This window comes from Gracilibacillus pellucidus (assembly GCF_033949965.1).
In the GTDB taxonomy this organism is placed as follows: domain Bacteria; phylum Bacillota; class Bacilli; order Bacillales; family Amphibacillaceae; genus Gracilibacillus; species Gracilibacillus pellucidus.
This window is the reverse complement of record NZ_JAWZSR010000012.1, coordinates 1-12,690: the sequence shown is the minus strand read 5'-3', so window position 1 is coordinate 12,690 and position 12,690 is coordinate 1. Positions and strand designations below refer to the sequence as shown.

Annotated in this window: 10 protein-coding genes, 1 rRNA gene and 1 other annotated feature; of the genes, 7 read left to right on the top strand and 4 right to left on the bottom strand. The window is 36.5% G+C overall.

Annotated features, from left to right (window positions below; translation table 11 throughout):
* The first annotated feature begins 214 nt into the window (after positions 1-214).
* Both SH601_RS15715 and cobA read left to right on the top strand, forming a co-directional pair.
* Positions 215-1,285 (top strand): inorganic phosphate transporter, encoded by a 1,071-nt coding sequence (locus SH601_RS15715; protein ID WP_319959283.1) that lies wholly within the window; start codon positions 215-217, stop codon positions 1,283-1,285.
* Positions 1,286-1,310: 25 nt separating this feature from the next.
* Positions 1,311-2,060: a uroporphyrinogen-III C-methyltransferase gene (gene cobA / locus SH601_RS15710; protein ID WP_319959282.1), complete on the top strand. Its 750-nt coding sequence runs from the start codon at positions 1,311-1,313 to the stop codon at positions 2,058-2,060.
* A 189-nt stretch (positions 2,061-2,249) separates the two neighbouring features.
* On the opposite strand, the gene SH601_RS15705 is transcribed toward cobA, so the two are convergent.
* On the bottom strand, positions 2,250-2,525 hold the full coding sequence (locus SH601_RS15705) for a hypothetical protein (protein ID WP_319959281.1): 276 nt from the start codon (positions 2,523-2,525) through the stop codon (positions 2,250-2,252).
* Positions 2,526-2,685: 160 nt separating this feature from the next.
* Positions 2,686-4,164, bottom strand: coding sequence for an MDR family MFS transporter (locus SH601_RS15700; protein ID WP_319959280.1), 1,479 nt, complete (start codon positions 4,162-4,164; stop codon positions 2,686-2,688).
* A gap of 146 nt (positions 4,165-4,310) precedes the next feature.
* Between SH601_RS15700 and SH601_RS15695 the strand changes: the two genes are divergently transcribed.
* Positions 4,311-5,462, top strand: coding sequence for a serine hydrolase domain-containing protein (locus SH601_RS15695; RefSeq protein ID WP_319959279.1), 1,152 nt, complete (start codon positions 4,311-4,313; stop codon positions 5,460-5,462).
* A 101-nt stretch (positions 5,463-5,563) separates the two neighbouring features.
* Here SH601_RS15695 and SH601_RS15690 read toward each other — a convergent pair whose 3' ends face one another.
* Entirely contained in the window at positions 5,564-6,565 is a 1,002-nt protein-coding gene (locus SH601_RS15690) for an LLM class flavin-dependent oxidoreductase (protein WP_319959278.1), read from the bottom strand.
* 92 nt (positions 6,566-6,657) lie between these two features.
* On the opposite strand from SH601_RS15690, the gene SH601_RS15685 reads away from it, so the two are divergent.
* A complete protein-coding gene (locus SH601_RS15685) occupies positions 6,658-7,005 on the top strand; it encodes a DUF488 domain-containing protein (RefSeq protein ID WP_319959277.1) in 348 nt (115 codons plus the stop codon).
* Between the two features lie 63 nt (positions 7,006-7,068).
* Here the strand turns inward: SH601_RS15685 and SH601_RS15680 are convergent, their stop codons facing one another.
* Positions 7,069-7,269: a cold-shock protein gene (locus SH601_RS15680; protein ID WP_018934369.1), complete on the bottom strand. Its 201-nt coding sequence runs from the start codon at positions 7,267-7,269 to the stop codon at positions 7,069-7,071.
* Positions 7,270-7,738: 469 nt separating this feature from the next.
* Here SH601_RS15680 and rlmN point away from each other — a divergent pair, with 469 nt between their 5' ends.
* The 3 genes from rlmN to SH601_RS15665 all read left to right on the top strand — a co-directional run.
* Positions 7,739-8,812 (top strand): dual-specificity RNA methyltransferase RlmN, encoded by a 1,074-nt coding sequence (gene rlmN / locus SH601_RS15675; RefSeq protein WP_319959276.1) that lies wholly within the window; start codon positions 7,739-7,741, stop codon positions 8,810-8,812.
* Between the two features lie 102 nt (positions 8,813-8,914).
* Positions 8,915-9,141: a binding site (T-box leader), on the top strand.
* Between the two features lie 75 nt (positions 9,142-9,216).
* Positions 9,217-11,634 carry a leucine--tRNA ligase gene (gene leuS, locus SH601_RS15670; RefSeq protein WP_319959275.1) on the top strand — a complete coding sequence of 806 codons (2,418 nt, stop codon included), beginning with the start codon at positions 9,217-9,219 and terminating at the stop codon, positions 11,632-11,634.
* Positions 11,635-12,627: 993 nt separating this feature from the next.
* Positions 12,628-12,690: ribosomal RNA gene (locus SH601_RS15665) — 16S ribosomal RNA — on the top strand; the annotation flags it as partial.

The window sequence follows — 12,690 nt, the reverse complement described above, 5'->3', positions numbered from 1 at the left end:
ATAGAGGAAATAATTACAAGAATTTTTTGAAAAAATATATATTTGGTATCTATTGACAATCAATCGATTATCGCTTATATTTATGTAAAATATTTAGTCGTATTAGGAGCAAATATAAACGTGTATATTTTTTTAAATATTAATCCGAGTTTTCTTATTGGAATATAAGAGTTGAAAGCGGAAAAGGAGATCAAAGGAGAAGGTTGGTGTATACATGTTAGTGGTAATAGCCATTTTAGCAGCTTGTCTTTTTGCTTTTAATATAGGAGCAAGTGGGTCTGCGGCTAGTATGAGTATAACGTATGGTACGAAAGTTATTAAACGAAAGAAATATGCACTAATTATTGCAGGACTAGGTGCACTTGCAGGGGCAGTACTTGGTGGCCAGCATGTAACAAATACGTTAGGGAAAGGTATTATTCCGGAACAAATATTTGATATACATGTTGCGTGTATTATTTTACTCGTTGCAGGTTTCACTTTATTAATCACCAACTATATAGGTATCCCTTTATCAACAAGCGAAGTGACTGTTGGAGCGATAGTAGGAGTTGGCTTAAGTTTCCAACAGTTGAATGTGCAGACGGTGCTTTTTATTATATCTTTTTGGTTAATCATACCTGTAGTAGCTTTTTTGATTACGTTAATTTTTGAAAAGATACGTAAAAAAGTACAAAAGAAGATGACATATCGTCCGCCGTTAAAAGTGTTAACCTTTCTATTATTAATCACTGGTATAATAGAAGCAATTGCAGCAGGAATGAATAATGTAGCTAATGCCTTAGGACCACTTGTTGGAGCGGATATTTTATCAATGGGACTAGGTTTACCGCTAATGGCACTTGTCGTTGCAATTGGAAGTATCTTTTTTGGTGGGAGAGTATTAGAGACAAATGCCAAAAAAATCACATCGTTAAGTATTGGAAATGGTATAGTTATATCAGGTGCAACAGGTGGATTGGTATTAGGTGCATCATTATTAGGAATACCTATTCCCATGACACAAGTAACAACCTCGGCAATTGTCGGAATTAACGCGAGTAATAATTGGAAGAATGTTTGGAAACAGAAAATTATTCATCAAATTGCTAAAGTGTGGGTAACATCACCAATTGTTTCTTTAGTGATAGCTTTTGCTTTAACGGAAATGGTTGTACACCAGAGGTTTGAGCAAGTGATATTATTAACGCTAGCAATTGTTGCGACATTTATTTTAGTTAGATATCGTGAAAAACCAAAAAAAGCTTTATTAAGAGAAAAAGAGATTTCATGGAGAAAACAATAGAATTGTGTAGAAGGATGGGGTCAAGATGGGGAAAGTGTACTTAGTTGGGGCCGGACCAGGTGACGCAGAATTAATTACCGTAAAAGGTATGCGCGCGATAGAAGAAGCGGATGTTATTTTGTATGATAGATTGGTTAATAGCACCCTATTGGATTATGCGAAAGCAGGTGCACAATTAATTTTTTGTGGGAAAGAACCACGTAAGCATGGCACGATTCAGGAAAGTATAAATGAGCAACTTGTTCAATATGCCCAAGAAGACAAAGTCGTTACAAGGCTAAAAGGAGGAGATCCATTTATATTTGGTCGTGGTGGTGAGGAAGCTCTTGTTTTAGAAGAAAACGAGATAACTTATGAAGTCGTACCAGGTATTACATCTGGCATTAGTGCTGCGGCATATGCAGGTATTCCCCTAACACACCGTCAAGTAAGTGGGTCTGTTAGCTTTATTAATGGGGCATATGCTGAAGAGAAGACAGACGAACAATGGCGTCATATCGCAGGTGGTGCAGATACATTATGTTTTTATATGGGGATTAGAAAATTTCCTATTATTGCAGAAAAGTTAATGAAGGCTGGACTGAGCGAAGAAACACCAGTCTCTATTATACATTGGGGTACATTACCAAAGCAGAAGACTATCGTAGCAAATCTAGGGACAATCATTAACAGACTACATGAGGTAAGCAATCCATCATTAATTGTCATTGGTGAAGTTGTCAGACTTAACGAGCGAATTAATTGGTATAAAGAGTCGACTGCAGCTTATCTATAAAGTGAGACTTCAATCAGTGGGAGTTTTTGACTCCCACTGACTGTTAGCGAAACTTATCAGGTAGTCAGCTTCCTCGTTTTTACTCGAATCTTGAAGTGGGGGTTCATGCACCGTGATAAATAAATCAAGATAGACAGAATACAGCTGTTTTGTGGAGTACTCTGTCTATATTTATATTCTCGAGTCATTTTAGGAGATACCATCTTGTTCTAGTGCTTGATCTAATTGCTCTTGATCCGATTTCCAGTCCCACTGCGGATTAATCTGATCTAAAAATTGTTGTAAGACATTCTCTGATAAATCTTTTTTTCCCGTAGAATTATTAATATATGATTTCAATTCCCATTCCCCGCCCATTTTATCAGATACGGTTGCCCACTTTACTGTGAAGATATAATCGTAATTATTAATAGTAGCGTGAATTAATAAAATATCATTGTGTAAAATAAAATTACTCAATCTCATGGTGAACACCTCCTATTATTAGTATAACACAAACAAAGAAAGGGGTTACATAATATATTTGCTTTCACACATATAGAGTATATAGAACAATAGATGTGTGAGAGCTATACTAATCTTGTATGAATAGAGCCTTGTTATCACAAAATATTTTGATGATCAGCTAATCTTGCTTCTTTATTGTCACTTTAGGGAAAAACCATAATAGTATAAATGTTAATGTTCCAATTAGGAATAATCCGGTGTTTACTGTATGTAATGCATAGGTTAGTCCATCTTTCATTGTGGCTAAAACTTCAGTAGGAATTGTTTGTCGCATTCCCTCGTCTAACAAAACATCCGTACTTTGAACGGCAATGTCTGTTCCTTTTTGTTCGTAAAAATGATCTAACTGGATATTTAATAATCCACCGAGAAAAGCTGTTCCAACAGCACTGCCGATGATGCGCATAAACATATTTAAAGATGTTGCAACACCACGTTCATGCCAAGAGACAGCATTTTGAATCGCAACAATAAATGTGGTAGAAGAAAGCCCCATTCCAATACCGACAATAAATGAACTAATTCCAGCATAGATTGGTCCTTTATCTGCATCTAATAAAAAGAATAAAAATGTCCCGAGAAATAACGCGAAACCACCAGCAAAAGCAGTTGCACGAAAGCCAATTCGTAAGACAAGGTGTCCTGCGAGCGTGGCGGATATCGGCCAGCCGATAGACAAGGTGCTTAAAGTAAATCCTGCAACAATTGCCGATTCTCCCATTACACCTTGCACATAAGTTGGTAAAAAGCTAGATAGACCAAGAATAATGACACCAGAAAGAAATGTAGCAATATTAGCGATAACGATCAATTTATTTCTCCACAAATACAGAGGCATCATAGGCGTGCTTATTTTACTTTCATGCCATAAGAAATATATCATTCCAATAATAAAAATGAACGAGAAAGTGAGTGTTTCCACTGATAACCAAGCCCAATTAGTTCCTGCTTGGACAAATACAATAATAAGACAAGAGATAGCGATAAAAAATAAGCTGGATCCAAGGTAATCAATTGTCTTTTTCTCTGTATCCACGCTTTCATGAAAGTAGAAAATGACACCAATTAAGCCTAATATACCGAGTGGGATATTCATCCAAAAGATCCAAGCCCAATTAATATATTGAACCATGACTCCACCTAGTAATGGACCAATAACAGAGGACACGCCCCAAACACTAGCTAGATAGCCTTGTACTTTTGCTCTTTCTTTTACTGTATACATATCTCCGACGATAGTCGTTACAATAGGTTGAATAGCTCCCGCACCAAGCCCTTGAATGAGTCGAAAGATTATTAGTAGCCCCATGTTAGTAGCAAAACCACAAAGAATAGATCCGGTTAGAAAAATAATAACTCCAATAATAAAAATAGGTTTTCTACCAAATAAATCAGCAAGTTTACCATAAATCATTGTGGTCACCGCTTGCATTAGTAGAAAACTTGAAAATACCCAGCTGTATAAAGAGAATCCACCTAAGTCAGCGACGATATTAGGCATGGCTGTTGCTACAATAGTCCCCTCGACTGCAGCCATAAACATGGATAATACAAGTGCTACAAGTACAAGAGGGCGCTTTGTTTGTTTGGTTTCCATCATTTCCCTTCCTTTTTGTATAGTGATTTCTATTACGCCCATTTCTGGATGGGTTTTCTATATTGTAACAAAAAAATTGCAAATATGTAGCGAATAAAAAGAATATGATACAATAAAGAAAGCGATAACAAAAAAGGAGTGATTGAATGTTAAAAAAACGTTTAGATGATTTACTGCAATCCTTTGTTGATAATGGACCAGCTGGGGTTGCGTTATCTGTACAGCAAGACAAACAATCAATCTATGAAAATTATTTAGGACTAGCGGATATTTCTAAAGGTAAGTCGATCAATGCTAAAACGATATACAGAATTTATTCGATGTCGAAAGTGATTACATGTGTGGCCACACTACAGTTAGTGGAGCGAGGAAAAATATTATTAACCGATCCATTAGCAACTTACTTACCAGAATTTAGCGATATGCAAGTGTTAGAGGATGGGAAATTAGTAAAAGCTAAACGAGATATTGTGATAAAAGATTTATTTACGATGACATCGGGACTTACTTATGGTGGGGATACAACTGAAGTAGAGAGATTGACAAATCAAGTGATGGAAGCGGTTCGTGATATGGAGGAACCAAGTGATACAACGAAATTACGATTGTTTACAAAAGCATTAGCGCAAAATCCGTTGGAATTCCATCCAGGTAACCATTACAAATATGGAGTTAGTCATGATGTATTAGGAGCTGTTATTGAACAAGTAAGCGGTATGACATTCGGTGAGTATTTAGCAGCAAATATTTTTGATCCCTTAGGAATGCACGATACTTTTTTCCAAGTACCTACAGCTAAAAAACATCGCGTTGCAACATTGTATGACCGGATGGAAACAGGGGACTTAGTGAAAAATGATAGAGTGAATAGTAAGCATGAACCGATGTTTCCCTTTGAGAGCGGTGGAGCGGGTCTTCATTCAACATTATCTGATTATCAAAAATTTGCTCATTCATTAGCTTTAGGTGGAACGATTGAGCAGACAACGATTTTGAGTAGGCATACCATTCAATTAATGGCACAAAATCATTTGCCAACGGAATTACTTCCGGAATTGGGATGGGGATATGAAAATGGGTATGGTTACGGATTAGGTGTGAGAGTGATGATTGATCAAACAAAGGGTGGCAGCAACAGTTCGCTCGGTGAATTTGGCTGGTCAGGCTTAGCTGGCACATATGTATTCATCGATCAGAAAGAACAGCTATCTGCCGTGTATATGCAACAGATGTTTCCTAATTTTGAGTTTTATCATCAACCGAGAATTAGAAATGTGATTTATGGAGGAATCGAATAGGAGAACAAAGAATTACTGGAATTATGTTAAACTTGTAGATAATGTTTAAAGATGAAAAACAAAAGAAGACTCCTCCTAGTAAAATAGGAGGAGTCTTCTGGTTAGTTATGCACAATATCAGAGATAATTTGATAAGAATTTTTTCTTTCCTCGTGATCGTAAATTTGTGAATTAATAATCACTTCATCTGCATTTGTTTCTTCGATAAATGCTGCTAATTTTTCTCTTACTACATCTTTATCGCCGATAATCGTTGTTTTACTGTTGACTGATTTTTCAACAGATGCCTTTTCGTAAATAGACCATACTTCATCGATGTCATCTATTGGAGGCATTAATTGAGATGGTTCACCTCGTATCATAGATAAAAATTGTTGTTGCTGTGAAGTTGCTAACCATTTTGCTTTTTCGGTTGTTTCTGCTGCGTAAATATTAACACCGACCATTACGTGTGGTTTTTCAAGTGTGTTAGATGGTTTGAACCTTTCTCGATAAAGACGTAATGCAGGTAACGTATAATCAGGTGAAAAGTGGCTTGCAAATGAAAATGGTAATCCTTTTTCTGCTGCAAGTTTAGCGCTGAAATCACTAGAACCGAGCAACCAAATTGGTACATTTGCTCCAAGACCAGGAACAGCTTGTACTTTTTCCGTACCATTGAAATAAGACTCTAATTCTTCTACTTGATTAGGAAAGTCTTCTGGGCTGGAGTTTAATGTTCTTCTTAATGCAACTGCTGTAGCTTGGTTACTACCAGGTGCGCGTCCCAACCCTAAATCAATTCTGCCTGGATGTAAGGCATCAAGTGTACCAAACTGTTCAGCGATGACTAATGGTGCATGATTTGGCAACATGATTCCACCGGCGCCGACACGAATTGTCTCTGTATGACTAGCAATATGATTAATAACAACAGAAGTAGCAGAACTAGCAATACCAGGCATATTATGGTGTTCTGCTAACCAATAACGGTAATAGCCTAATTTTTCAACATGCTGTGCTAAATCTGCGCTATTTTGAAAAGATAATGTTGCATCATGTTCATGTAAAATAGGTGCTAAATCTAAAATTGAATACTTAACATTGGAAAATACATTTCCCATATGATCACTCCTTGTTTACTCGACCTGTAAGAAATGATACGCTAAAAAATGACAATCGGTCTACTATTCTGCTTATAGGTGGGGATAAATGTATGCAAATAAAACGCGTGTATGAAGATGTGCAGAAGGAAGATGGTTTTCGTATTTTGGTGGACCGTCTTTGGCCTCGGGGGATTTCAAAAGAAAGGGCACAAATTGATGTCTGGTTAAAGGAAATAGGGCCATCTCCAACACTAAGAAAATGGTTTGCTCATGATCCAATGAAGTTTGACCGTTTTCGGGAATTATATATAGAAGAATTAGAGCTGGATTTGGAGAAAAAAGAAGCTTTGGCACAATTGCAACTTTATAACGAGAAATATAAGTCTCATATTAGCTTGATATATGCAGCAAAAGATGAAAAATACAATCACGTAAATGTCTTAAGAGAGCTAATTTAATGATATTTAATGTATAAAAAACACCTATGCTAAGAGCATAGGTGTTTTTTTAGAAGCGCTAAATTAGTTTTTTACTACGTTAGCTGCTTGTGGTCCACGGTTACCTTCTTCGATATCGAAAGTTACGCTTTGGCCTTCTTCAAGTGTTTTAAAGCCTTCGCCTTGGATAGCAGAGAAGTGTACGAATACATCGTCTTGTCCTTCTACTTCGATAAATCCAAAACCTTTGTCTGCGTTAAACCATTTTACTGTACCTTGTACCATAATTCTTTTCCTCCTAGTGTGAACTGTTCACACAATTGTATTACTATTCTTGCTCTTGCCCCAAAACGAAAACTTTACGTTACGATACTTGAAGGTGTCATCGAACAAAATAGCTAATGTCATTATAGCAAGTAAATATCAACAATGCAAGTCAATGTTCAAAAAAAATTCAAAAAAATATAAAAGTAATCCGTTTTCATTGTTGTTTCGTCAGGTGTGGCAACGTATACAAACCGATAGGAAAATAGTTTTTTTGGTGTTCTCTATCGTATGGAATAAATGCTTTTTATAGACTATATGATGAGTGAAAAATAGTAGGTAACAGAGAATTTGTTTCACATTAAAGTGAACAGGTTATAATATTAGTAAATGTAGAAATAACGAAGGCAAAAGAACTTGTTATTGTCAAAGATATTTAGTATGATGTTATGATGGAATAAAGAGCAATTACGGAAATGAGGGATTTAGGTTGAAAAGCTCCATCTATTCAATGACATTTGAACAGTTGCAAACGTGGTTAGTCGAGCATGGCCAAAAGAAATTCCGAGCTAAACAAGTTTGGGATTGGTTATATAAGAAGAGAGTTGATACATTTGAAGAAATGTACAATTTAAATAAAGATTGTCAGCTAGTATTAGAAGAAAACTTTCATTTAGGTACACTTGAACAAGAAATAAAACAAGAATCGAAAGATGGTACCATTAAATTTCTATTTAAATTATCGGATGGTAATTTGATTGAAACAGTTCTAATGAAATTTAATTATGGATACTCTGTTTGTGTGACAACACAGGTCGGATGTAATATCGGTTGTTCTTTCTGTGCAAGTGGTTTGTTAAGAAAAAATCGAGATCTTGCAGCTGGGGAAATTGTTGAACAGATTGTCAATGTGCAAAAACACCTCGATACTAGAGGGAAAGAAGAGCGTGTAAGTCATATTGTTGTTATGGGGATAGGTGAACCTTTTGATAACTATGATAATACAATGGATTTCTTGAGAATTGTTAATAATCAACAAGGCCTTTCTATTGGTGCTCGTCATATTACTGTTTCAACAAGTGGTCTTGCGAAACGTATTTATGATTTCGCTGATGAAGATTTGCAAGTGAACTTGGCACTTTCCTTACACGCACCAAACAATGAATTGCGTACACAGATAATGAAAATTAATAAAGCTTTCCCGTTAGAAAAACTAATGCCAGCAATTGATTATTATTTAGAGAAAACAAATCGAAGAATCACCTTTGAATACATTTTGTTAAAAGGTGTGAATGACCATAAAGAGGAAGCAAAACAATTAGTATCCTTGTTAAAAGACAAACGTCATCTGTCCTATGTGAATTTAATTCCATATAATCCAGTAGATGAACACAATCAATATGATCGAAGTGAGAAACAAGCGATTCTAGATTTTTATCAAGTGTTATTAGAGAATGGTATTAAATGTGGTGTTCGTGTTGAACATGGAACAGACATTGATGCTGCTTGTGGACAATTAAGAAGTAAACAAATAAAAAAAGATAAAGAAAAACAAAGAGCATAGTATAGACCGTTTTTGGTTCTTCCAAGAACGGTTCTTGACAAATTTCAGACATTTCTATAAACTATCAGAAAGTATAACATAATACGAATAGTAAATATTAAATATATGACGATGAAGAGGAATAGTAGTAATAGGCTTAGGCTAAGAGAGGTGACGGTAGCTGCAAGTCATCGCTAAACTTATTATGAACTCGCCTCAGATGTTACAAAGGTGAACGGAATAAAGTAGCTTTTGTCGTTATCCGCGTTAAGGAGTCAAGTGAGTGTGGAAGTAGTGATTATTTCCCACTAACGTTGGGTGGTACCGCGGGAATCTCTCTCGTCCCATTTTGGGATTAGGGAGATTTTTTTGTGTTCAAGAACATATATTCGATATTTGTTTTTTGTTTGAAGGAGGATGTAATTATGGCATTTGATCATAAAAATATTGAGAAAAAATGGCGAAACTTTTGGGTTGAAAATAAAACATTTGCAACAGATACTAAGTCTAGTAAGGATAAATTCTATGCGTTAGATATGTTTCCTTATCCGTCAGGTGCTGGCCTACACGTCGGTCACCCAGAGGGGTATACAGCAACAGATATTTTATCGAGAATGAAACGAATGCAAGGATACGAAGTGCTACATCCAATTGGATGGGATGCATTTGGACTTCCGGCAGAACAATATGCATTGGACACTGGTAATGATCCAGCTGAATTTACGGAAAAAAATATCAATACATTCCGTCGACAAATTCAAGAATTAGGCTTTTCTTATGATTGGGATCGTGAGGTAAACACAACAGATCCGAACTATTATAAGTGGACACAATGGATTTTCTTGAAATTATATGAAAAAGGATTAGCTTATGTAGACGAAGTGCCTGTTAACTGGTGCCCAGCATTAGGAACAGTTCTAGCTAACGAAGAAGTAATTGATGGAAAGAGTGAACGTGGTGGTCATCCGGTTGAAAGAAAACCTATGAAGCAATGGATGTTAAAAATCACGGCATATGCAGATCGTTTATTGGAAGATTTAGATGAATTAGATTGGCCGGAAAGTATTAAAGATATGCAGCGTAATTGGATTGGTCGTTCAGAAGGGGCAGAAGTAAACTTCCAAGTAGATGGACATGATGAGTCATTTACTGTTTTCACTACGAGACCAGATACATTGTTTGGAGCTACTTATGCAGTGCTGGCACCAGAGCACCCATTAGTAGACCAAATTGTAACAACAGAGCAAGCACAAAGTGTGACAGATTACTTGGATAAAGTAAAAACGAAAAGTGATCTGGAACGTACAGATTTAGCAAAAGATAAAACAGGTGTATTTACTGGAGCATATGCAGTTAATCCGATTAATGGAAAGAAACTTCCGATTTGGGTAGCGGATTACGTGTTAATGACATATGGTTCAGGTGCGATTATGGCAGTACCTGCACATGATGAGCGAGACTATGAGTTTGCTCGACAATTTGACTTAGAGATTACGCCTGTATTAGAAGGTGGAAATATTGAAGAAGAAGCCTTCACTGGAGACGGTCCACATATTAATTCTGGGTTCTTGAATGGACTAAATAAAGAAGAAGCAATCACAAAAGCAGTTGATTGGTTAGAAGAAAATAAAGTGGGAGAACGAAAAGTAACGTATCGACTTAGAGATTGGTTGTTTAGTCGTCAACGTTATTGGGGTGAACCTATTCCGGTTATTCATTGGGAAGATGGTTCAACGACTGCTGCCCCAGAGGAAGAATTACCAATAGTCCTTCCTAAGACAAATGAAATCAAACCATCTGGTACTGGTGAGTCTCCGCTTGCAAATATTGATGATTGGGTAAACGTAATAGACCCTGTAACTGGAATGAAAGGTCGTCGAGAGACCAATACAATGCCACAATGGGCAGGTAGCTGTTGGTACTTCTTGCGTTATATTGATCCTAACAACTCAGAGAAGTTAGCCGATTTTGATACATTGAAAGAATGGTTGCCAATCGATGTATATATTGGTGGTGCAGAGCACGCAGTGTTACACTTGCTTTATGCTCGTTTCTGGCATAAGTTCTTGTATGATATTGGTGTTGTACCAACAAAAGAACCGTTTATGAAATTGTATAATCAAGGGATGATTCTAGGAGAAAACAATGAGAAGATGAGTAAATCAAAAGGTAATGTTGTTAATCCAGATGAAATCATTGAAACGCACGGAGCGGATACACTAAGATTATATGAAATGTTCATGGGACCATTAGATGCATCTGTTGCTTGGAGTACAAATGGTTTAGATGGTTCTAGAAGATTCTTAGATCGTGTATGGCGTTTGTTCACAACAGATGATAATCAGCTTAATGAAAAAATTACTGATGCAGAACGATCTGATGAATTGGAGAAAGTGTACCATGAGATGGTTAAAGTAGTAACACAGAACTTTGAAGACCTTCGATTTAATACAGGTATATCACAAATGATGGTATTTATTAATGAAGCATATAAAGTAAATGAAATTCCGAGAACATATGCAGAAGGATTTGTAAAATTACTTTCACCAGTTGCACCACACTTGATGGAAGAGTTATGGCAACTGCTAGGAAATGATGAAACGCTAGCGTATGCACAGTGGCCAACCTTCGACGAATCTAAATTAGTTGAAAACGAAGTAGAAATTGTGATTCAAATACTAGGTAAAGTTAGAGCAAAAATGATGGTAGATAAAAATGCATCAAAAGAAGAAATTGAACAGCAAGCATTAGAGTTAGATACAATTAAAGAAAGAATTGAAGGTAAGACAGTTCGTAAAGTAATTGTTGTACCAGGTAAGCTTGTAAATATTGTTGCTAACTAAATAAGAAGAACACTAGCCCTGTTTCTATATGAAGCAGGGTTTCTTTCTATAGAAATATAATAAGAAAAAAACGATTGAATATACGAAGTCTAAAAGCGAGAGTGAGTGGTGGCTCATGTTAGTTACTCAACGAAATGCGCTCACTCATTCTGATTGATGGCTAGTGGATATCTTATCGCTACGTCAGAATACTACGCTTTCCATGGGCACGGCTTCAACTAACTTTTCAACAAGAGCGGTTGAAAAGTGGATTTTCAGCTCGCGCTGTTCCCATAGGAGTCTCCGTATTCTGCCTTCGCTAGATTTACACGTTCTGATGTTTGAGAGAAAACAACGAAGGTTCTATGTCCGTTGAACACGGAGATCGGATGTGTTAAGCGGAAGGAAAAACATATCGCATATAAATAGCAACACCCTACCTGTGAAGTGATTTTAACATGTTCTCACTCACAAAAAGTAGAAGCAACATATAGCGGAGACAAAACACGAAGACTCTTGCGGGAACAGTACGAGCTTCAGCTAATTTTTATGAAGAAGATCACTTCATAAAAATTAGCTGAAGCCGTACCATGCAGCATAGAAAACACTATGAGAGCGTTCTTTGCTTGAGTAGATGTTGCACTTGTACCCAGAGGGTGAAAGCGTAGTGTTTTGTCGGAGCTTATGCCAACACTCATCATCAATAGAACGGGAGAATGTCTAGCCCACAAGAGACTATCGCTTTTAGACAGTGTGCGTTAAAGTATGAATAAATGAAATAAAAGTGTGCATAATAAAAAATGAAAAAAGTGTTGACATTCCATTCGATAGTCTGTATCATAGTAAAAGTTGACTCGCTAAACGAGTTAAAAAAGATGTTGACAAATAAAAAACGCTTTGCTATAATTTATTTGTCGCTTCACACGACACATTGAACTTTGAAAACTGAACAAAACAACCAGTATGAATTTAAACATGAAACATGCTAGCTTATAGAAGTGAGCATAAGTCAACTTTATTGAGAGTTTGATCTTGGCTCAGGACGAACGCTGGCGGCGTGCCTAATACATGCAAGTC